A 20,375-nucleotide genomic window follows, 5' to 3' on the forward strand; every position below is an offset into this window, starting at 1 on the left:
GCGACCGATGCCGCGCAGGATCAGAGGTTTTCCGATTGCGGGAAGCCAAGGATATGGAAGCCGCCATCGACATGGATCGTCTCGCCGGTGGTGGCGCTGCCATAGTCGGAACAGAGCCAGACAGCGGTGCCGCCAATGGTTTCCAGCGTGGCATTGGCCCGCAGCGGCGCGTTTTCTTCGGTGTGGCGGAAGGTCGCCCGCGCCCCGCCGATCGCCGATCCTGCCAGCGTCTTCATCGGTCCGGGCGAGATCGCATTGACCCGTACACCCTGGGGCCCGAGGTCATTCGCCAGATAGCGCGTCGCCGATTCGAGCGCGGCCTTCGCCACCCCCATCACATTGTAATTCGGCGCGATCCTGGTCGAGCCCTGGAAGGTCAGGGTGATCAGGCTGCCGCCCTCGGGCATCAGCTCGGCGGCGCGCCGCGCCACGTCGATAAAGCTGAAGCACGAGATATTCATCGAATTGAGGAAATTCGCGCGGCTGGTATTCGTGAAACGGCCGGTCAGCTCATTCTTGTCGGAATAGGCGATGGCATGGATCACGAAATCCAGGCTGCCCCACTGCTCTTTCAGCGTGGCGAAACAGGTGTCCAGCGAGGTCTCATCGGTCACATCGACATCGACCAGAATGTCTGATCCGACCGAGGCCGCCAGCGGCTGCAGCCGCTTGCCGAAAGCCTCGCCCTGATAGGAAAAGGCCAGTTCCGCCCCCTCAGAGGCCAGCGCCGAGGCGATGCCCCAGGCGATGGACCGGTCATTCGCAACCCCCATGACGAGGCCGCGTTTACCCTGCATCAGTCCGGCCATGTCCCGGCTCCCCCGCTTTATTCTTACCCGAGATATTTACTCATAACCAATGTGGCATTGGTGCCGCCGAACCCGAAACTGTTCGACAACACACCGTCGATTTCGACATTCTCACGAAGGCTGGTGACGATTTCTCCGGGCAGCAATTCGGGATCGGGGGTTTCCACATTGGCCGAGGCCGCGATGAAGCCCTTGTTCATCATAATCAGCGAATAGATTGCCTCATGCACGCCGGTCGCGCCAAGCGAATGGCCGGTCAGCGATTTGGTCGAGGCAACCGGCGGGGTCTTGCCCTCGCCAAAGACGCGGCGGATCGCCTTCATCTCGGTGATGTCGCCCACGCCGGTCGAGGTGCCGTGGCTGTTCAGATAGTCGATCCGGCGGCCCTGGGGCAGGGTGGAAAGCGCCAGTTTCATCGACCGCTCGCCGCCTTCGCCCGAGGGGGCCACCATGTCATAGCCATCCGAGGTCGCGCCGTAGCCGGTGACTTCGCCGTAGATCTTAGCCCCACGCGCCAAAGCATGGTTCAGCTCTTCCAGCACGACAAGACCACCGCCGCCCGCGATCACGAACCCGTCGCGATTGGCATCATAGGTGCGCGAGGCGCGCTCGGGCGTGTCATTGTATTTCGACGACATCGCGCCCATCGCGTCAAACAGGCAGGACAGCGTCCAGTCCAGTTCCTCGCCGCCGCCGGCAAAGACGATATCCTGCTTGCCCATCTGGATCAGCTCTGCCCCATTGCCGATGCAATGCGCCGATGTCGAGCAGGCCGAGGTGATCGAATAGTTCACGCCCTTGATTTTAAAGGGCGTCGCAAGGCAGGCCGAGGTCGTGGACGACATGCCCTTGGTCACGCCGAAGGGCCCGATCCGCTTGGGCGAGCCGGTTTCCGCAACGATGTTATGGGCCTTGAAAAACGACTTGGTCGAGGGGCCGCCGGAGCCGACGATGATCCCCGTCCGCTCATTCGAGATATCCCTTTCCTCAAGCCCGGAATCTTTGATCGCCTGGGCCATCGCGATGTAATTATAGGCCGCGCCATCGCCCATAAAGCGCAGGTCGCGCTTGTCGATATGGTCTTCTAACACGATATTCGGCTGACCATGCACCCGCGAGCGGAAGCCGCGCTCGGCATAGTCGGGGGCGAAAACGATGCCGGATTTTCCGGCGCGCAGGCTGGCTTCGACCTCGGCCACATCATTGCCGATGGGGGAGACGATGCCGAGGCCGGTGATGACGACGCGACGCATACGGTTTTTGTCCTTACCTTGAAGTCAGGAGGCCGAGAGGGCCACCTTCATGTCTTTCACCAGGTAGATGGTCTCGCCATCCGCCTCGACACGACCATCCGCCACACCCATGGTCAGGCGGCGGGTCTGCACCGCCTTGGTGAAATCTACGAAATAGCGGAGCATTTTGCGTTCGGGGCGCACCATGCCGGTGAGTTTGACCTCGCCCACGCCAAGCGCGTAGCCGCGTCCCTCCCAGCCGCGCCAGCCGAGGTTGAAGCCGGTCAGCTGCCACAGCCCGTCAAGGCCAAGACAGCCCGGCATGATCGGATTGCCGGGGAAGTGGCAGGCAAAGAACCAAAGGTCCGGGTTGATATCGAATTCGGCCACCACATGGCCCTTGCCATATTCGCCGCCATCTTCCGAAATCCCGGTGATGCGGTCCATCATCAGCATAGGCGGCTCGGGCAGCTGGGCGTTGCCGGGGCCAAACAATTCGCCTCTTGCACAGGCGAGCAGGTCATCCCGGTCGAATTTATTCGGATAACGCCCCATAATCTCCCCGTTCTGTCTTTAGTTTCACAACTTTCCTCTAACAGAGGCGACAAACATAGGGCAAGGGTGCAGCGCATGCGAGGGGGGCTGCGGCATTTTGGCGGTTTTCAATTGAATCCCTGGGCCGCAACACCTTATATTCGCGTCAGCAACGCCCGTATGACATGAGGCGGTGTCGCGCATTTCCGGTGCCTCTCCTGCATTTCACAGGGGTGGCGTCTCCGGGAGGGAGGCGTGACGCTGTGACACAGCCGGGCAGGAGCAGGATGGATATGGTGCAGACCACAGAAGACCGGGCTCAGGAAAGAGCATCAGACTGGCTGCAACGCGGGGGGCTTCGCCCGACGCGGCAGCGGCTCGCGCTGGCCAGCCTGCTGGTCGGTGACGGCGAGGACCGCCATGTCACCGCCGAAAGCCTGTTCGAGATGGCCGGCTGCGCGCAGGAAAAAGTCAGCCTTGCCACCGTCTACAACACGCTGCGCGCCTTTTGCGATGCCGGTCTGATGAATGAGATCGTGGTCGACGGCGCTCGCAGCTATTTCGACACCAGGATCGACGATCACCCGCATTTCTACTGGGAAGACAGTGCGGTTCTGACCGATGCTCCGAAGGAAGAGCTGGAACTCGCCCGCATCCCCGAGCCGCCCGCCGGCACCGAGGTCAGCCGCGTCGATGTGGTGATCCGCCTGCGCCGCCGCTGAGCCTTTTCGGCTGAGTGTGCTGGCCGGCTGAGATTTTGGCAGCATGAGCATTTTGGCGGGGGCGGGTGATCCCGGCTCAGCCGCCGATCAGTGTGCCTCTGGATTTCAGCGCATTCAGCCAGAACAGCCCCTGTGCCGTGCCGCGCGCCGGGCGGTATTCCGCCCCGATCCAGACATTCTCCAGCTGCGCCACCTCATCGCAAAGATCGGGCAGCGAAAAGCCACCGCCGCCGGGCTCGTTCCTGGCCGGGAAGCCGGCGATCTGCACATGGCGAATGCGCGCGCGGTGATCGGCCCAGACGCTGGCCGCATCACCATGCAACCGCGCCGCATGCCAGATGTCGAATTGCAGCCCGATCTTCGGATTGCCGAGATCGTCGATGATCCGCGCCGCCTGGTCGTAATCATTAAGGAAATAGCCCGGCATATCGTCGGGGTTCAGCGGCTCGATCACCAGGGTCAGATCGGGCGCCTGTTCCGAGGCCCAGGCGAGATTGGCGGTGAACACCGCTTCGGCCTGCGGACCGCGCGCCACACCGGCCATCACATGCACCGAAGGAACACGCAGTCGCGTCGCATAATCGGCTGCGTGCAGAAAGCCGTCTCGGAAGGTCTGCTCGTCACCCGGGCGGGCCGCGAAACCGCGATCCCCCGAGGTCCAGTCGCCGGGCGGCGTGTTGATCAGCACCAGCGGCATATCCCCAAGCGCACGTTCCCAGTCGGCGACCGGGTGATCATAAGGGAACAGCACCTCGACCCCGTCAAACCCGGTGCGCCGCGCCCAGTCAGGGCGGTCCAGCATGGGAACCTCGGTGAAGAGCAGCGTCAGATTGGCAGCAAAGCGGGACATATAGGGGGATCAGGCCAGTTCTGAGGATCTTATGACGGGAAAGAACAGCCCCGAAGACCAGAGGCCAAACCAGCTATCCCCGTCATGTGGTTCATGGCAACCGAAATCCACCATCCGAAGAAAGCTTTTACGGTCTATTCTGGCCCAGAGCGCGGCATCCTCTTTACCGCGGATCAGGATATAGGGGGAGGGCTCGCCTGTTACCCCATCCCTTGCGATGCGCAGCGGATGAGCCGCCGAGGCAATCGCATTATCGCCGGTTTTCGTGGTGAAACGCAGCACCTGGTCGCGCCCCTGACCCTCTGCCTCGATATCGACCGCGAAAAGCGGTGCATCCTCGACGAGGATACCGACCTTTTCCACCGGGGTGACAAGGAAGTATTTGCCCTCTTCGCGTTTCAGAATCGACGAGAAAAGCCGCACCAGCGCCTCGCGCCCGATGGGTGTTCCAAGATAGAACCAGGTGCCGTCCCGCGCGATCCGCATGTCGAGATCGCCGCAAAAAGGCGGGTTCCACAGATGGACCGGCGGCAGCCCGCCTTTTTTCGAGGCGACGGCCGCAGCTGCCGCCAGGCCGTCGGCCGAGGGGCTTTGGGGGGCGCTTTTGTGATTCTGGTCCTGCATGGTCCTCACCGGGTTTCCCCCCTTAATGTCGGGTCTTCGCCCCGCGATCACAAGGGCCGCCCGCTTCTGGCCGGTTTCGGAAGCCTCCGGCGGGGATATTTAGAGACAGATGAAATCAGGCGGTCTTTTTCTTTTCATCTGTCCTGAAATATCCCGGGGGTGAGCGGCAAAGCCGCGAGGGGGCAGGGCCCCCTCTTTCCACATATCACAGGCGGAACCTCGCGCCTCTGTCACGATCATTTGTGTCAAGTCGCCTTTTGGCATTTGTGGTCCGGTGGCGATTTCGTTCTAATGTGGCCGCTGACCTGTATGTGCCCAATGGATGGAGCCCCTGAATGACCGCAGCCCCCGCAGGAGATGTCGCGCTGGTGACCGAGATCGAGTCGCTTGGGGCAAAGCTCGGCGAGGCGCGTGCCTCGATCGAGCGCCGGTTCATCGGTCAGGAAAAGGTGGTGGAGCTGGTGCTCTCAGCCCTGCTATGCGGCGGCCATGCGCTGCTTGTCGGGCTGCCGGGGCTGGGGAAGACGCGGCTGGTTGATACGCTGGGCACCGTGATGGGGCTGAACGCGAACCGCATCCAGTTCACCCCCGATCTGATGCCCGCCGATATCCTCGGCTCGGAAGTGCTCGAGACGGCGGCGGATGGCAGCCGCGCTTTCCGTTTCCTTGAAGGGCCGGTTTTCTGCCAGCTTTTGCTGGCGGATGAGATCAACCGCGCCTCGCCCCGGACGCAATCGGCACTCCTGCAGGCGATGCAGGAGAAAGAGGTCACCATTGCCGGCCAGCATCGGGCGCTTGGTCGCCCCTTCCATGTGCTGGCGACCCAGAACCCGATCGAGCAGGAGGGGACCTATCCGTTGCCCGAGGCGCAGCTGGACCGTTTCCTCGTTCAGGTCGATGTCGATTACCCGACCCGCGTGGTCGAGCGCGAGATCCTGCTTGCCACCACCGGCGCGAGCGAGGCCGATGCCACCCAGGTCTTTGATACCGCTCAGCTGATCCAGGCGCAGTCGGTCATTCGCCGCATGCCGGTGGGCGACAAGGTGGTCGAGGCGATTCTCGATCTTGTGCGCGCCTGCCGCCCGGGCGAGCCCGAGGGCCGCGATCTGAAAGACAGCCTGGCATGGGGGCCGGGGCCGCGTGCGGCGCAGGCGCTGATGCTGACCGTTCGTGCCCGGGCGCTGCTGCAGGGGCGGCTTGCACCGTCCATCGAGGATGTCGCGGCTTTGGCCCAGGCCACGCTGACGCATCGGATGGCGCTGTCCTTCGCCGCCCGTGCGCGGGGCGAGACGCTGCCGGCGGTGATTTCGCGCACCACCACCCGCATCCTCGGGCTTGAGGCGGCTGCGTGAGCCTTAACCTCCAGAACCGGGCCGAGGCGCTTGGCCAGTCGCTGCCGCCTTTGCTGGCCGAGGCCGAGATGCTCGCGGCCACGTTGATGCTGGGCGAACATGGTCGCAGACGGTCGGGCCCGGGTGATGAGTTCTGGCAATATCGCGCCGCCCATCCCGGCGATCCGGCGCGGGCCATCGACTGGCGGCGTTCGGCGCGCTCGGACGGGCATTTCATCCGCGAACGCGAATGGCAGGCGGCGCAATCGGTGACGCTCTGGGTCGATCCGGCCAAAAGCATGGGTTTCACCGGCGGCAAGGACCGTCCGGCCAAGGGGGAACGCGCGCGCCTCCTGGCCCTCGCGCTGGCGGTTTTGCTGCTCAGGGGCGGCGAGCGGGTCGGGCTTGCGGGCCTCGCACAACCGCGCTCGGGACGCAACCAGATCGTGCGGCTGGCCGCGCGGCTGGCCGGAGAGCCCGAGGCGGGCGATTACGGCACGCCCGAGACCGCCGGCATGGTCGGCCATGGTCGCGCGGTGTTCGTCTCGGATTTCCTCGGGCCGATTGAACCGGTCGAGGCTGCCCTGGCGCGCGCGGCGGATCGTGGCGTCAAAGGCGCGTTATTGCAGGTGCTTGACCCGGCGGAAGAGGAATTCCCCTTTGATGGCCGGGTGATCTTTGAATCGATGTCGGGCGCCATGCGGCATGAGACACAGCAGGCCGGCGAGCTGCGCGCCCGCTATCTGGCGCGGCTTGCGGAACGCAAAGACCGTCTCAGCCAGCTGGCCCGCGCGGTTGGCTGGCAGTTTTCCACTCACCATACCGGAGCCACGGCGCAATCCGCGCTTTTGTGGCTCTATCGCGCGCTGGAGGGCGGGCGCTGATGTTTATGATTGGCCCGGTCGGGTTTCTGACGCCCTGGATTCTCTGGGGGCTCATCGCATTGCCGGTGCTGTGGTTCCTGCTGCGCGCAGTACCGCCGGCGCCGATCCGCCGCCGTTTTCCCGGCGTTGCGCTGCTTCTGGGCCTCAGGGATGAGGATGCCGAGACCGACCGCACGCCCTGGTGGCTGCTGGCTCTCAGGATGCTGGCCGTGGCGGCGGCGATCATCGGCTTTGCCGGGCCGGTGCTGAACCCCGAGCAAAAGCCGGGCGGCAATGCGCCGCTGCTTTTGGTGCTGGATGGCGGCTGGGCCGATGCCCGCGACTGGGCCCGCCGGATCGAGCGCGCGACGATGGTGCTGGATGATGCCGGTCGCGCCGGGCGCCGGGTGGCGGTGATCCGGCTGACCGACACCCCGCAGGAGATCACCTTCCGCGCCGCTGATGACTGGAGGGGGCGGCTCTCTGTGCTGGAGCCCGCGCCCTGGCTGCCGCAGGATGCCAGCGCCTGGACCGAATTCTTCCCCTCCGAGAATTTCGATACGCTCTGGATTTCCGACGGGCTGGACCATGAGGGGCGCGCCATGCTGGCCGATTTGTTCGCGGATAAGGGTCAGCTGACCGTGCTGACCGGCGACGGGCCGGTATTCGCCCTGCATCCGCCGGGCTTTGCCGAGGGGGCGGTGCTGCTCTCGGCCTCGCGCCCCGGGGCTGGGGCGGCGACCGATATCGAGGTAACCGGCCGCGGCCCGGACCCTTCGGGGATTGAACGCGAACTGGCGCGGGCCACGATCCGTTTTGAAACGGGCCAGACCCGGGCCGAGGTTAAGCTGGATCTGCCGCCAGAGCTGCGCAACCGGGTGACCCGGTTCGAGATTGCCGGACTGCGTTCGGCCGGGGCAGTGACGCTGACCGATGACAGTCTGAAGCGGCGCAAGGTGGCGCTGATCACCGCCGGCCCGCAGGCCGAGGGGCTGCAACTGCTGTCGCCACTGCATTACCTGCGCCAGGCGCTGGCGCCGGTTGCCGATCTGATCGAGGCGCCTGTCTCGACCGCGCTGCCGGCCAATCCGGATGCGGTGATCCTCGCAGATGTGGCGCGGCTGACCTCGGGCGAAGAGGCGGCGCTGGTCGAATGGGTGGAAAAGGGCGGGCTGCTTTTGCGCTTTGCCGGGCCGCGCCTTGCCGCCTCGGATGTCAGCCGGTTCGAGGAAGACCCGCTGATGCCGGTGCGGCTGCGCGAAGGCGGTCGGTCGCTGGGCGGGGCGATGAGCTGGGGCGATGCCAAGGCGCTGGCGCCTTTCCCGGAAGGCAGCCCGTTCTTTGGTCTGCCTTTGCCGGGAGATGTCCAGGTGGCCGAACAGGTGCTGGCCCAGCCCGATCCCGATCTGGCGGAACGCACCATCGCCGCGCTGGATGATGGCACGCCGCTGGTGACGCGAAAATTCATGGGTGAGGGCCAGGTCGTGCTGGTCCATGTCACCGCCAATGCGGAATGGTCGACCTTGCCGCTTTCGGGCCTTTTCGTGCAGATGCTGGAGCGGCTCGCGATCTCGACCCGTCCCGCCTTGCCCGGTATGCGGGAACTTGCGGGGCAGATCTGGGTGCCCGAGGTCACGCTGAATGCCTGGGGCGAAGAGCGCGACGCGGGCGAGGTGGCCGGCGTTCCGGGCGAAGAGCTTGCGGTTGCGATGGAAAGCGGCCCCGGCCCCGCCAATCCTCCGGGGCTTTATGCCGGGGCCGACCGCCGGGTGGCGCTGAATGTGGTGGCGCCCGAGACCACATTGACGCTTGCCGAATGGCCTGCATCGGCCCAGGTTTCAGGGCTTGCCGCCGAGCCCGAGCAATCGCTGAAAGGCGGGTTCCTGACGGCGGCGTTGGCCGCATTGCTGGTTGATATCCTCGCCTCGCTCTGGCTGGCCGGGCGCCTTTCGGGCTTTCGTCGCGGGATGGCGATGCTGGCAGTGGCGGCGCTTGCCGGGCTGGCGGCGCCCGACGCCCGCGCGCAGGAAACGACCGATATCCCCGCACCGCCGCAGCTGCCGGGCGCTGACCCGGACGCGCCGCAACCCGGCGACGATTTCGCGATCCGCGCCACCAATGGCGTCTCGCTCGCCTATGTGAAGACCGGCGATGCCGATATCGACGAGACCTCCGAGCTTGGCCTTGCGGGTCTTGGGGACCGGTTGTGGGAGCGCACCTCGATCGAGCCGGAATACCCGACCGGCATCGACCTGGAGGCCGATGAGATCGCGTTTTTCCCCTTCCTCTACTGGCCGGTGACCGCCGATGCGCCGACACCGTCGGATGCGGCCTATGCGAAGCTGAACCAGTTCCTGCGCACGGGCGGCATGATTCTGTTCGACACCCGCGACGCCAATGTGGCGAGTTTTGGGGGCGGCACTCCGGAAGGCCAGGCGCTGCAACGGATCGCCGCCGGCCTCGACATCCCGGCGCTGGAGCCGGTGCCCGAGGATCACGTCCTGACCCGCACCTTCTATCTCTTGCAGTCTTTTCCCGGCCGCTGGGCCGAGGGCACGATCTGGGTCGAGGCCGCACCTGGTGACGCCGCCCAGGACGAGGGCGTGCCGTTTCGCAACCTCAATGACGGGGTGACGCCGGTGGTGATCGGCGGCAATGACTGGGCAGCGGCCTGGGCCACCGATGAAAACGGCGTGCCGCTTTTGCCGGTCGGGCGCGGTGCCGCCGGCGAGCAGCAGCGCGAGCTGGCCTGGCGCTTTGGCATCAATCTGATCATGCATGTGCTGACCGGCAATTACAAATCCGACCAGGTCCATGTGCCTGCGCTTCTTGAAAGGCTGGGTCAATGACGGGCGTGACGGCGCATCTGGTTTTCGATCCGCTGGTGCCATGGCCGGTGCTCTGGGCGCTTGCGGGTGTGACGCTGATCATGCTGGCGCTGGCCTTGTGGCGGGGGCTGCCGGGCTGGGCCTTGCGCGGGCTTGGCCTTGCCGCGCTGCTGGCGGCTTTGGCCGGGCCGGGGCTGCAAAGCGAGGACCGGCAGAACCTGTCCGATATCGTGATCCTGCTGGTGGACGAGTCCGCCAGCCAGAGCCTTGGCGCGCGCTCCGATCAGACCCGGCGCGCGGTGGCCCGGATCGAGGCCCAGGTCGCCGCGATCGGGAATACCGAACTGAGGGTCAAACGCATCGGCGACGGGGTCGAGAATACCGGCACGCTGGCGATGACCGCGATGTCCGAGGCGCTGGCCGAAGAGCCCCGCGCCCGGGTGGCGGCGGTGATCCTCGTCTCGGACGGGCGGGTGCATGATCTTGAGATGCGCCCCGATCTGCCGGCGCCGTTCCATCTGCTGCTGACCGGCGAGGAGGCTGACTGGGATCGCCGCCTCGTGGTGAAAAACGTGCCGGCCTTCGCCATCATCGGCGAAGAGTTCAAGCTGAACCTGCGGATCGAGGATCAGGGCAGGGTGCCCGGCGATCTGCCGCAATTCGCCGAACTGACCATCGCGGTCGATGCCGAACAGCCGATGACCTATACGGTGCCGGTGGGCGAGGATCTGGAATTGCCGGTGGTGCTGCCGCATGGCGGGCTGAATGTGCTGCAATTCGCCATCGCGCCCACCCCGGGCGAGCTGACCGAGCGCAACAATGCCGCCGTGGTGCAGATCAACGGGGTGCGCGACCGGCTCAGGGTGCTGCTGGTCTCGGGCGAGCCCCATGCCGGCGAACGCGTCTGGCGCAATCTGCTGAAATCGGATGCTTCGGTGGATCTGGTGCATTTCACCATTCTGCGCCCGCCGGAAAAGCAGGACGGGGCGCCGGTGGACGAGCTGTCGCTGATCGCCTTCCCGACGCGCGAGCTGTTTGTCGAAAAGATTGACCAGTTCGACCTGATCATCTTTGACCGCTACCGGATGCGGGGGATCCTCCCGATGTCCTATATCGACAATGTGGTGCGCTATATCCGCGAGGGTGGCACGGTGCTGGTGGCATCGGGGCCGGAATTCGGGGCGGTGGACAGTCTTTACCGCTCGCCTCTGGCCGAGGTACTGCCGGTGGCGCCGACCGCGCAGGTGATCGAGGGTGGGTTCCGCCCGAAGATCACCGAGCTGGGCCAGCGCCATCCGGTGACCGAGGGGCTGGAGCGTTATGCCCCGCAGGGCGAGAATGGCGAGCCGGGCTGGGGCCGTTGGTTCCGGGTGATGGAGGTCGAGAAGCTCTCGGGCCAGACCGTGATGGAGGGGCCGGATGGCGCGCCTTTGCTGGTGCTGGACCGGGTTGGTGAGGGGCGGATCGCGGTCCTTACTTCGGATCAGGCCTGGCTTTGGGGGCGCGGCTATGAGGGCGGCGGGCCGCAGCTGGAGCTTTTGCGCCGGTTGGCGCATTGGATGCTGAAAGAGCCGGATCTTGAGGAAGAGGCGCTGACCGCCACCGCCAAAGGCGATGAGCTGACCATCACGCGGCGCACGATCTCGGAAGATCCGCCGGGGCCGCTGGTGGTGACCGGGCCGGTCAGCGGCGATGCGACCGGGGGCGCTGCCGGGGAGGCGGCCCGCGTGATGCTGGATATGGTCCAGGTGGCGCCGGGCAAGTTCCAGGTGGTCTGGCAGGCGCCGGAATCCGGGCTTTACCGTCTGGAACAGGGCGATCTGACGCGGATGATCGGCGTTGGCCCGGCCAGCCCGCGTGAATTTGTCGAGACGATTGCCTCGGGCGAGGCGGTTGCGGCACCGCAGAGCGAAGGCGCACAGCCCTATGCCTCGGTCACCCGGCTGGAGCCGGGCCTGCCCGATCTGCGCCAGGTGGCCGAAGGGCGGCCGGTGACCGGTCGCGGCTGGATCGGCATCACGCCCCGCGAGGCCTGGGTCACGACCGAGGTGCGGCTGGCCACTCTGCTGCCGGGCTGGGCCTGGCTGCTGCTGGCGGCGGGGCTGACCATCGCTGCCTGGCTGATCGAGGGGCGGCGTGGCGCGAAACGCTGAACGGGGTTTTGAAGGGGGCGCCCCTGCGGGGCGCCTTGCGCTCCGCGCGGGAGTATTTCGGTCAGGGGAAAGGGGGGCCGCCAGCCCAGGGGGCCTTTCACTCAGCCGCTTTTGGCGGGCGGCTCAGGATCACCTCGCGGGAATGCGACCAGAATTCGCGGCGCAGCAGCACCAGGGTGGCGGCGATGGTGGCGAGGATCAGCGCCACTGCCCCGAAAAGCCAGGCCAGCGCCGCCAGCGAAAAATAGATCGCGCGCAGCCCACGATTGTAGCTTTTCGCGGCGGTGCCGTTGATTTCGGCCGCCTGCCAGGCGCGATGGAGCGCCTCGGGATGGTCGTGCTCGTTCGGGACCGCCGCCATCAGGATCGCGCAATAGCCGAACAGCCGATGCGCCCAGATGAATTTCAACAGCGCATTGGCAAGGAAGGCCATTGGCAGCAGGATCTTCAGCGCCACATCAATCCGGCCGGTATCAAGCGGCAGATCGGCGGCAAGCTCATTGATGGCGCCGGAATTGCCGATCAGCGCCGCGCCGCCACCGATGGCGATCATCGAGGCCGAGGCAAAGAAGGTGGTGCCCTGGCGCAGCGAAGCGATCAGCGTCACATCGAAGATGCGCGGCATCCGGGTGATGAAGGCGCGCATCCAGTCGCGGCGGTAATCCTGCATCAGGATGGTGACTGAACAGCGGCTTTTGGGCGGATGCTCGACCAGCCAGCCGGTGCCGCTCCAGGCGGCAATGATCGCGCCGAGCGCGACCAGATCGGTGAGGGGCGCATTGGCAAGGCTGATCAGGCTGTTCATCGCATCGGCCCCGGGCGGTCAGAAGGGTTTCACCACCACCGCCCAGAGAATGGCGATGACGGCAAAGACGCTGATCTCATTGAAAATGCGCAGGAAAAAATCGCTCTCGCGAAACTCGCCGCGTTTGGCCCGCCAGACCATGCGGCCGGTCCAGAGGTAATGCAGCACCAGAAGGGCGACGAGGCCCAGCTTCAGATGCAGCCAGGGGTCGAATCCCCACCAGCCGAAGGCAAGCCAGAGGCCTGTGGCAATGGCGATGACCATCAGCCCGGCCGAAAAGCGGTAAAGCCGGATGGTCAGATCGCCAAGCGGTCCGAAGGCGCCAAGGCTTGCCCATTCGCGCTTCCAGTAGATCAGCGCGCGCGGCACCGCGAAGATCGAGGTCATCCAGCCCATCACGGCCAGAATGTGAATGATTTTGATCCAGTCCATGGCCTCAGGTGGCAGAGATTCCCCCCTTGGTTCAAGGGGAAATCGGCGGAGACTCTGTGGCGCGGCTTCAGTAGCCCCGGACGCGGTCGACGAGATGAAGGAGCGGCTCGCCCGCCTCGGCGCGGCGGATGTTTTCGGCGATCACCTGCGAGGCGGTGACGGCGCGGGTATCGGCCGCGACATGGGGGGTGATGGTGATGCGGGGATGCGCCCAGAACGGATGGGCCTGAGGCAGGGGCTCGACCCGGAAGACATCAAGTGTCGCATGGCCGATCTGGCCGGCATCAAGCGCGGCCAGCAGCGCCTGGTCGTCGATCAGCGGCCCGCGGCCCGGATTGATGATGACGGCGCCGGGGGCGGTCATGGCGAGGCTTTTTGCGTTGAGGATATTCTGCGTGTCGGGGGTGTTCGGCAGCAGGGTGATGACGATCTGCGCGCCGGAAAGTGCCTCGGCCAGACCCGCATCGCCGTGGAATGTCGGCAGGCCCGGGATGGCTTTCGGGCTGCGACTCCAGCCTTTGACGGGGAAATTCAGCGCCTGCAGCATGCGGGCGCAGGTCAGGCCAAGTTCGCCCAGGCCAAGGAAGGTGACCGGGCGCTGGCGGGCGATGGGCGGGCAGGCATGGTCCCAGATATGATCCGGATTGACGATATGACGATCCATGCCGAGATGGTGGCGCAGCACATGGCCGGTGACATATTCGACCATGCTCTCTGTCAGGCCGGGATCGACCATCCGGGTCAGCGGCTGGGTGAGGCTTTTATTGCCGACGATCCGCTCGACCCCGGCCCAGAGCGACATCACCGCTTTCGCCTGCGTAAAGGGGGCGAAATCCTGCAAAGGCGAGGAGGGCGCATAGAGGATATAGTCAATCGCTCCCGGATCATGGGCCTCGGTGACGATATCGGCACTGATACCGGCCGCTTTCAGCGCGGCGGGCAGGAAGGGTTCATATTCATCCCAGCCGGGAGCGGAAAAGAAGATCTGCATCATGGGTGCGAGCCTGCGCCGCGCGCCCGGAATTGTCCAGAGGAAGCGCCCCTTCGGCGCGCTTTGCGCGTCCCGCACGGGGGAGTATTTAAGTCAGGAGGAAGCCCATTTCCCCTTGATCCAAATACTCAAATCCGCGTTCTATCATTCCACAGGACCATCGGGACAGGCGCGCCCAGGGCGTGGATAACTGGCCCAGGATGAAGGCCTGTTTCACCCTGGGCCAGATACATATCTTCTGGCGGCCGCTCAGCGCGGGCGGTGGACATGGGCGCTTTGCATCAGACCAAAGCCCACAAGGATCACCAGCATCGCCGAGCCGCCATAGGACATCAGCGGCAGCGGCACGCCCACGACCGGCGCCATTCCCATCACCATCGACAGGTTCACCGCGATGTAGAAGAAGAAGTTCGCCGCCACCCCGATGATCAGCAAGGACGAGAAACGGTCGCGGTTTTGCAGCGCCGAGATCAGGCAAAAACCGATGATCAGCGCATAGAGGATCAAAAGCGAAAAGGCCCCGACAAAGCCGAATTCCTCGGCCAGCGTCGAGAAGATGAAGTCGGTTTGTTTCTCGGGCAGATAGTTCAGCCGCGATTGCGTCCCTTGCATAAAGCCCTTGCCGGACCAGCCGCCCGAGCCAAGCGCGATCTTTGCCTGGATGATGTTGTAGCCGGCGCCGAGCGGGTCGGCAGAGGGGTCAAGGAAGGTGTCGATCCGGCGGAACTGGTAATCATGCAAAAGCTGCCAGTCGGTGCCCCGGCTCTGGAACACCGCGACCACCGCGCCGACCACCAGCCCGATCACGGCGGCAAAATACCAGTAGCTCACGCCGGCTGCGAACATCACCGCCGCTCCCGCCATCAAAAGCATCAGCGAAGTGCCGAGATTCGGCTGCATCAGCACCAGAACCGTCGGCAGCGAGGTCAGAAAAACCGGGATCAGCACCCAGAGCGGCTTTGATACTTTGCGGATATCGAGCCAGTCGTAATAGGCCGCCAGCATCAGGACGAGCGAAAACTTCATCATTTCTGACGGTTGCAGCCGCAACGGGCCAATGTCGATCCAGCGCTGCGCCCCCATGCCGACCACACCGTAAAGATCGACGATGATCAGCAGCACGAAGGAGGTGAGATAGGCGATCCCCGCCATCGAACGCCAGAACCAGACCGGCACCATGGCGACGATGAACATCAGCACCATGCCGGCGGCAAAAACCTGCGCCTGGCGTTTGGCCCAGAGGTTGAAATCCCCGCCCGCCACCGACCACAGCATCAGGATGCCCACCGCCGAGACTGCGGTAACCAGCACGATCACCTGCCAGTTCAGGTAAAGCACCTTGCGGATGCCGGTCGGGGCCTGTTTCAGGCGGTTCTCAAAAAATGCCATGGGCTCAGGCCTGATCTGAACTGGTCAGCACGCCGGTTTCCGGGTCGCGCAGCGGCAGGTCTTTCAGCATGGACTCGATGCGGCCGCGCTGGTCCTGGGGATAGGCCGCGATGGGCGGCCGGCCTCCGGCCAGCGCCGAAAGGATCACGTCACGCGCAATCGGCGCCGCCGCAGTCGAGCCGCCGCCGCCATGTTCTACGATCACGGCGACCGAATAGCGCGGATTGTCAAAGGGCGCATAGCCGACATAAAGCGCATGGTCGCGCCGGCGCCAGGGCAGCTGTTCATTGCGGATCACGCCCGTGGCGCGCTCGGCTGCGGTGATGTTCCTGACCTGGCTGGTGCCGGTTTTCCCTGCCAGCACCATGGTCGGATCGACGATCCGGTTCGACCGCGCGGTGCCGGCCTGGCTGTTCACCACATCCCACATGCCCTGGCGCATCGCGGCAAGGAAGCGCTCTTCGAGGCCCAGAGGCGCGGCCTGTGCCGCCGGGATCTCCTTGCCGTCGATCATGCGCACAAGGCGCGGCACGACCGAGCGCCCCGAGGCGATCCGCGCTGTCATCACCGCCAGCTGCAAAGGCGAGGCCAGCACATAGCCCTGGCCGATCGAGGCGTTGATCGTGTCGCCGATGCGCCAGTCCTGGCCATAGCTTTCCTGTTTCCAGGCCCGGTCGGGTATGGTGCCGGGCACAATCGCTGACATCTGCAGGTCGTGCCGCATCCCGAGCCCCAGTTTGCGGGCCATCTCGGCCATCTTGTCGATGCCGACTCTCTGCGCGATGTCGTAATAATAGATGTCGCAGCTTTTTTGCAGGCTCTGGGTCAGTGTCATGGTGCCATGACCGCTCCGGCTCCAGCAATGGAAGCGCCTGCCACCATATTCCATATAGCCCGGGCAATTCACCTTGTGGCCAAGGTCAATGGCACCAGCCCCGAGTGCAGCCAGCGCCGTCACCATCTTGAAGGTCGATCCCGGCGGATAGGCGCCCGAGACCGCCTTATTCGCCAGCGGCCGGTGGTCGTTTTCGGTCAGAGCCGCATAGTCGCTATAGCTGATGCCGCGCACAAACAGGTTGGGGTTGAAAGAGGGCGCCGAGGCACAGCACAAGAGGTCGCCGTTCTTGATGTCCATCACCACCACGGCGGCGCTTTCCTCGCCCAGACGCGCCTGGGCGAAGTTTTGCAGATCGGCGTCGATGGTCAGGCGGATATCGCCGCCGGCAACACCTTCCTCGCGGCCAAGTTCGCGCATCACCCGGCCAAAGGCGTTCTTTTCCACCTGGCGGGTGCCGGCGCGACCGCGCAGCACCTTCTCCATCCAGCGCTCGCTGCCGATCTTGCCGATCTGGAATTTCGGCAGCCGCAGCAGCGGGTCGGGATCCTCCTGCTCGTCGATGTCCTTTTGCGACACGGCGCCGACATAGCCTACCACATGCGCGAAATCATAGCCGCGCGGATAGATCCGCGACAGGCCGACCTCGGGGATCACCCCCGGCAGCGCCGGCGCATTGATCGCGACCTTCGAGAAGTCGTTCCAGTCAAGCCGGTCCTTCACCACCACCTTCACATGGGCCGCGTTCTTCTTCACCTCGGACAGCGTCTGTTCCAGCTCCTCCGAGGTCATCGGGATCAGCCCGGCGAGGCGGTGCATCACCAGATCGACATCGCCGGCATCCTCGCGGGTGATCACCACGCGGTAATTCTGCTCGTTCCCGGCGATCAGCTTGCCGTTGCGGTCCTGGATCAGGCCGCGCCCCGGGGGGATCAGCTCGATCGAGACGCGGTTTTCCTCGGCCAGCAGCTTGAATTCCTCGGCCTGATCGACCTGGAGATAGCGCATCCTGACACCAAGCGCCGCGACCATCGCCGTCATGGCGCCGCCCAGCATCAGGCCCCGCCGCGTGATGGTGCGGGCGCTGTCTTCGACATCTTTCTGCGTGCGTCTCATCGGATCACCCGTTCACAACCGTCTGCCGAAATCATCCACCTCACCGGTGGCGGGCTTTCTGAGGTCAAAGGCAAGGCGCGACAGCCCCACCACCAGCGGATAGGCCAGGATCGACCACAGCACCTGGACCACGGCGAATCCAAAGGGCGGCAGATCCAGCAGCGTCAGCGTAAGCGCCAGCCGCTGCGCCAGCAACATCGCGATCATCAGCCCCGAGGCCAGCAGCCATTCGACGGCGAAATTCATCTCACGCGTCAGCGCATGGCGACCGCGCAGGAATTCGGTCGCCAGTACCACCAGTGCGGTCCAGAGCCCCGGCGGCCGCAAAAGCAGCAGATCCTCGACCAGAAAGACCGGTGCGATCAGCCAGACCGGCAGGAAATCCGGCCGCCGCATCATCCAGGCGAAGATCAGACACAGCAGCAGATCCGGGCCGGGAAAGCGGCCGACCATACTGTCCAGCGGCAAGAGCCGGACAAAGAGAAACAACCCGGCCAGCGCCAGAAACAGCAGCCGATACCCCCAGGGGTCCATCTGCATGCGGCCGATCACTCTGCCGCCCCCTGGCCTGTTGTTTCCTGACCGGCCGCGTCCCCGCCCTCGGCATAGCCCGAGCCGGTCTCGCCGATCTCGCCGCTGCCGGTGGTGGGCTGGGTTGCGGCCTGCGCCTCGCCATCGACCTCTGCCACGGGCACCGAAGGCAGCGGCGGCGCGATCAGGCTGCCGGGATCGAGGATCGGCTCCAGCTCATGGCTGCGCAGCACCCGCAGGAATTCGAGGCGCTGGTAATCGGCGGCCAACACCACCCGCAGCCTCCGGTCCGAGCCCATGGCGACCTGGCCGACCAGCAGCCCGGCGGGAAAGACCCCGCCATCGCCCGAGGTCACCACCCGGTCTCCGGGCCGCACCTCGTCGGTGGATTCGATGAAATCCAGCAGCGGCAGCGAGGAATTGTCACCAGAGAGCAGCGCCTTCTGCCCGGAGGGCTGAATGGTCACCGGAATGCGGCTTGAGGTATCGGTGATCAGGATCACCCGGCTGGTCCTTGCGCCGACGCCCGAGATGCGCCCCGCCAGCCCGATCCCGTCCATGGTGGCCCAGCCGTCGCGAATCCCGTCGCGCTCGCCCACATTCAGAAGCACCGACTGGCGGAAGGGGCTGCCACTGTCGGCCAGCACCACCCCGGTCACATGGGTCAGTTTTGGGTCAAGCCGCACATGGTTCAGATCCAGCAGCCGCGCATTCTTCTGCTCCAGCTGCAGCGCCGCCTCTTTCCATTCCTTCATCTTCAGAAGCTCGCGCTTGAGTTCCTGGTTCTGCTCATAGAGCCTGGTATAGGACTGGAAATCCTCGATCATCGTCATGGCGCCGGTCACCGGCACCAGCGCCCATTCCATATTGGGCACCACCGCATCGACCAGCGCCGCGCGGAACCGCTCGACCCTGGGGCTGTCGATCCGCCACAGGATGAAGATCCCCAGCAGCGCAACCACCAGCAAGCCGACCAGCAGCCGCCGCACGGGGCGGGAGAAATCTTCTGATCCGCTACGGCTTCTCGACACGCGCGCGCCCCGGTGGTGCTGGAAATGGTCTGGTTTGCAAGGCCGGGATCATCGCTGACCCCGGGCCGGCTCAGGGGATCTGGTTCAGATATCGTATTCGATCACATGCCGGAGTTGCTTTTCATATTCCAGCGCCTTGCCGGTGCCCAGAGCGACGCAATTCAGCGATTCATTGGCGACCGAGATCGACAGCCCGGTCTGTTCGCGCAAAGCCAGATCCAGATCGCCCAGCAGCGCGCCGCCGCCGGTCAGCATAACGCCGCGGTCAACGATATCGGCGGCGAGGTCGGGCGGTGTGGCCTCCAGCGCCTGCATCACCGCGTCGCAGATCTGCTGCACGGGTTCGGCCAGCGCCTCGGCCACCTGGGCCTGGCTGATCTCGGTCTCTTTCGGGACACCGTTAAGCAGGTCACGGCCCCGGATATGCATGACCGCGCCGCGCCCGTCATCGGGCATGCGGGCGGTGCCGATCGAGGTCTTGATACGCTCGGCCGTGGAATCGCCGATCAGCAGATTTTGATGGCGGCGCAGGTAAGAGACGATGGCCTCATCCATGCGATCACCGCCGACGCGGACAGACCGCGCATAGACGATATCGCCAAGCGAAAGGACGGCTACCTCGGTGGTGCCGCCGCCGATATCAACGACCATATTGCCGGTCGGCTCGGTGATCGGCATGCCGGCCCCGATGGCGGCGGCGATGGGTTCCGACAGAAGCCCCGCGCGTTTCGCGCCGGCCGAGATCACCGATTGCCGGATCGCGCGTTTTTCTACCGGCGTTGCGCCATGCGGGACGCAGACGATGATTTTCAGCCGGGTCCAGGTGCCGCGCCGGATCACCTTGCGGATGAAATGCTTGATCATCTCTTCGGCGGCTTCGAAATCGGCAATAACGCCGTCGCGCATCGGGCGGATCGCCTCGATAGAGCCGGGGGTGCGGCCCAGCATCAGCTTGGCATCCTCGCCGACCGCCAGAACCTGCTTTTTGCCATCCTTGGTGTGATAGGCCACCACCGAGGGCTCGTTCAGGACGATGCCCTTGCCACGGATATAGACAAGCGTGTTCGCCGTGCCGAGGTCGATCGCCATGTCCGACGAGAAGATTCCGGGGATAAGCGCCATGCGGGCAGCGTCCTTCGTGTCCTGTGGATCGCGTCCCGCGCCGGGCAGATAAGGCGGAAAACGACCTGTTGCACCCGCGACTCAGAGAACTCTGGCGGGCGCTTTCATATAAAGAGCCACAGAGTTTTGTGAAAGCCCGGCGATGGCGTTCCGGCACACATCTGCGTGCGTAAAATC

General features: G+C 64.9%; 18 protein-coding genes. 5 read left to right on the forward strand and 13 right to left on the reverse strand.

Features of this window, described 5'->3' with window-relative positions; translation table 11 throughout:
* Positions 1–20: 20 nt before the first annotated feature.
* Genes DRF71_RS00350 through fabA form a run of 3 tightly spaced genes read right to left on the reverse strand, consistent with a single transcriptional unit; the run spans position 21 to position 2,596 of the window.
* The gene (locus DRF71_RS00350; RefSeq protein WP_112308665.1) at positions 21–809 is read right to left on the reverse strand and encodes an enoyl-ACP reductase FabI; all 789 of its coding nucleotides are present in this window, start codon (positions 807–809) and stop codon (positions 21–23) included.
* A 23-nt stretch (positions 810–832) separates the two neighbouring features.
* Positions 833–2,062, reverse strand: a complete 1,230-nt coding sequence (gene fabB, locus DRF71_RS00355) for a beta-ketoacyl-ACP synthase I (RefSeq protein ID WP_112308666.1) — start codon at positions 2,060–2,062, stop codon at positions 833–835.
* Positions 2,063–2,086: 24 nt separating this feature from the next.
* Positions 2,087–2,596 carry a bifunctional 3-hydroxydecanoyl-ACP dehydratase/trans-2-decenoyl-ACP isomerase gene (fabA, locus tag DRF71_RS00360; RefSeq protein ID WP_112308667.1) on the reverse strand — a complete coding sequence of 170 codons (510 nt, stop codon included), beginning with the start codon at positions 2,594–2,596 and terminating at the stop codon, positions 2,087–2,089.
* A gap of 272 nt (positions 2,597–2,868) precedes the next feature.
* Between fabA and irrA the strand changes: the two genes are divergently transcribed.
* Positions 2,869–3,297 (forward strand): iron response transcriptional regulator IrrA, encoded by a 429-nt coding sequence (gene irrA / locus DRF71_RS00365; RefSeq protein ID WP_198672031.1) that lies wholly within the window; start codon positions 2,869–2,871, stop codon positions 3,295–3,297.
* Between the two features lie 76 nt (positions 3,298–3,373).
* Here irrA and DRF71_RS00370 read toward each other — a convergent pair whose 3' ends face one another.
* Positions 3,374–4,147 carry a hydroxypyruvate isomerase family protein gene (locus DRF71_RS00370; RefSeq protein WP_112308669.1) on the reverse strand — a complete coding sequence of 258 codons (774 nt, stop codon included), beginning with the start codon at positions 4,145–4,147 and terminating at the stop codon, positions 3,374–3,376.
* A gap of 9 nt (positions 4,148–4,156) precedes the next feature.
* Positions 4,157–4,771, reverse strand: a complete 615-nt coding sequence (locus DRF71_RS00375; protein ID WP_112308670.1) for a DUF1285 domain-containing protein — start codon at positions 4,769–4,771, stop codon at positions 4,157–4,159.
* Positions 4,772–5,106: 335 nt separating this feature from the next.
* Between DRF71_RS00375 and DRF71_RS00380 the strand changes: the two genes are divergently transcribed.
* Genes DRF71_RS00380 through DRF71_RS00395 form a run of 4 tightly spaced genes read left to right on the forward strand, consistent with a single transcriptional unit; the run spans position 5,107 to position 11,946 of the window.
* Positions 5,107–6,123, forward strand: coding sequence for an AAA family ATPase (locus DRF71_RS00380; protein ID WP_112308671.1), 1,017 nt, complete (start codon positions 5,107–5,109; stop codon positions 6,121–6,123).
* The gene (locus DRF71_RS00385) at positions 6,120–6,986 is read left to right on the forward strand and encodes a DUF58 domain-containing protein (RefSeq protein WP_232831229.1); all 867 of its coding nucleotides are present in this window, start codon (positions 6,120–6,122) and stop codon (positions 6,984–6,986) included. The genes DRF71_RS00380 and DRF71_RS00385 overlap by 4 nt, the downstream gene beginning before the upstream one ends.
* Complete coding sequence (locus DRF71_RS00390; RefSeq protein ID WP_112308672.1) at positions 6,986–9,814, forward strand: DUF4159 domain-containing protein; 2,829 nt, start codon at positions 6,986–6,988, stop codon at positions 9,812–9,814. The genes DRF71_RS00385 and DRF71_RS00390 overlap by 1 nt, the downstream gene beginning before the upstream one ends.
* Positions 9,811–11,946: a hypothetical protein gene (locus DRF71_RS00395; protein WP_112308673.1), complete on the forward strand. Its 2,136-nt coding sequence runs from the start codon at positions 9,811–9,813 to the stop codon at positions 11,944–11,946. The genes DRF71_RS00390 and DRF71_RS00395 overlap by 4 nt, the downstream gene beginning before the upstream one ends.
* 97 nt (positions 11,947–12,043) lie before the next feature.
* On the opposite strand, the gene DRF71_RS00400 is transcribed toward DRF71_RS00395, so the two are convergent.
* The 8 genes from DRF71_RS00400 to DRF71_RS00435 form a co-directional block, all read right to left on the reverse strand.
* A complete protein-coding gene (locus DRF71_RS00400) occupies positions 12,044–12,751 on the reverse strand; it encodes a DUF599 domain-containing protein (RefSeq protein WP_112308674.1) in 708 nt (235 codons plus the stop codon).
* A gap of 18 nt (positions 12,752–12,769) precedes the next feature.
* Positions 12,770–13,183 carry a CopD family protein gene (locus DRF71_RS00405; protein WP_112308675.1) on the reverse strand — a complete coding sequence of 138 codons (414 nt, stop codon included), beginning with the start codon at positions 13,181–13,183 and terminating at the stop codon, positions 12,770–12,772.
* Positions 13,184–13,250: 67 nt separating this feature from the next.
* Entirely contained in the window at positions 13,251–14,177 is a 927-nt protein-coding gene (locus DRF71_RS00410; RefSeq protein ID WP_112308676.1) for a 2-hydroxyacid dehydrogenase, read from the reverse strand.
* A 246-nt stretch (positions 14,178–14,423) separates the two neighbouring features.
* On the reverse strand, positions 14,424–15,563 hold the full coding sequence (gene rodA, locus DRF71_RS00415; RefSeq protein WP_112308677.1) for a rod shape-determining protein RodA: 1,140 nt from the start codon (positions 15,561–15,563) through the stop codon (positions 14,424–14,426).
* 4 nt (positions 15,564–15,567) lie between these two features.
* Complete coding sequence (gene mrdA / locus DRF71_RS00420; protein WP_112308678.1) at positions 15,568–17,514, reverse strand: penicillin-binding protein 2; 1,947 nt, start codon at positions 17,512–17,514, stop codon at positions 15,568–15,570.
* Between the two features lie 12 nt (positions 17,515–17,526).
* Positions 17,527–18,066: a rod shape-determining protein MreD gene (locus tag DRF71_RS00425; RefSeq protein WP_232831231.1), complete on the reverse strand. Its 540-nt coding sequence runs from the start codon at positions 18,064–18,066 to the stop codon at positions 17,527–17,529.
* On the reverse strand, positions 18,063–19,076 hold the full coding sequence (gene mreC, locus DRF71_RS00430) for a rod shape-determining protein MreC (RefSeq protein ID WP_112308680.1): 1,014 nt from the start codon (positions 19,074–19,076) through the stop codon (positions 18,063–18,065). The genes DRF71_RS00425 and mreC overlap by 4 nt, the downstream gene beginning before the upstream one ends.
* An 84-nt stretch (positions 19,077–19,160) precedes the next feature.
* Complete coding sequence (locus DRF71_RS00435) at positions 19,161–20,198, reverse strand: rod shape-determining protein (protein ID WP_112308681.1); 1,038 nt, start codon at positions 20,196–20,198, stop codon at positions 19,161–19,163.
* Positions 20,199–20,375 lie beyond the last annotated feature (177 nt).

The organism is Pseudogemmobacter bohemicus, assembly GCF_003290025.1.
GTDB classification, from domain to species: domain Bacteria; phylum Pseudomonadota; class Alphaproteobacteria; order Rhodobacterales; family Rhodobacteraceae; genus Pseudogemmobacter; species Pseudogemmobacter bohemicus.

Excerpts from the sequence above, each read along its gene's own strand:
- fabA (WP_112308667.1), bottom strand. The coding sequence starts at position 2,596 with ATGGGGCGTTATCCGAATAAATTCGACCGGGATGACCTGCTCGCCTGT.
- DRF71_RS00400 (WP_112308674.1), bottom strand. The coding sequence starts at position 12,751 with ATGAACAGCCTGATCAGCCTTGCCAATGCGCCCCTCACCGATCTGGTC.
- DRF71_RS00380 (WP_112308671.1), top strand. The coding sequence starts at position 5,107 with ATGACCGCAGCCCCCGCAGGAGATGTCGCGCTGGTGACCGAGATCGAG.
- DRF71_RS00375 (WP_112308670.1), bottom strand. The coding sequence starts at position 4,771 with ATGCAGGACCAGAATCACAAAAGCGCCCCCCAAAGCCCCTCGGCCGAC.
- DRF71_RS00390 (WP_112308672.1), top strand. The coding sequence starts at position 6,986 with ATGTTTATGATTGGCCCGGTCGGGTTTCTGACGCCCTGGATTCTCTGG.
- fabB (WP_112308666.1), bottom strand. The coding sequence starts at position 2,062 with ATGCGTCGCGTCGTCATCACCGGCCTCGGCATCGTCTCCCCCATCGGC.
- rodA (WP_112308677.1), bottom strand. The coding sequence starts at position 15,563 with ATGGCATTTTTTGAGAACCGCCTGAAACAGGCCCCGACCGGCATCCGC.
- DRF71_RS00395 (WP_112308673.1), top strand. The coding sequence starts at position 9,811 with ATGACGGGCGTGACGGCGCATCTGGTTTTCGATCCGCTGGTGCCATGG.
- DRF71_RS00410 (WP_112308676.1), bottom strand. The coding sequence starts at position 14,177 with ATGATGCAGATCTTCTTTTCCGCTCCCGGCTGGGATGAATATGAACCC.
- mrdA (WP_112308678.1), bottom strand. The coding sequence starts at position 17,514 with ATGAGACGCACGCAGAAAGATGTCGAAGACAGCGCCCGCACCATCACG.
- DRF71_RS00405 (WP_112308675.1), bottom strand. The coding sequence starts at position 13,183 with ATGGACTGGATCAAAATCATTCACATTCTGGCCGTGATGGGCTGGATG.
- DRF71_RS00370 (WP_112308669.1), bottom strand. The coding sequence starts at position 4,147 with ATGTCCCGCTTTGCTGCCAATCTGACGCTGCTCTTCACCGAGGTTCCC.
- irrA (WP_198672031.1), top strand. The coding sequence starts at position 2,869 with ATGGTGCAGACCACAGAAGACCGGGCTCAGGAAAGAGCATCAGACTGG.
- DRF71_RS00435 (WP_112308681.1), bottom strand. The coding sequence starts at position 20,198 with ATGGCGCTTATCCCCGGAATCTTCTCGTCGGACATGGCGATCGACCTC.
- DRF71_RS00350 (WP_112308665.1), bottom strand. The coding sequence starts at position 809 with ATGGCCGGACTGATGCAGGGTAAACGCGGCCTCGTCATGGGGGTTGCG.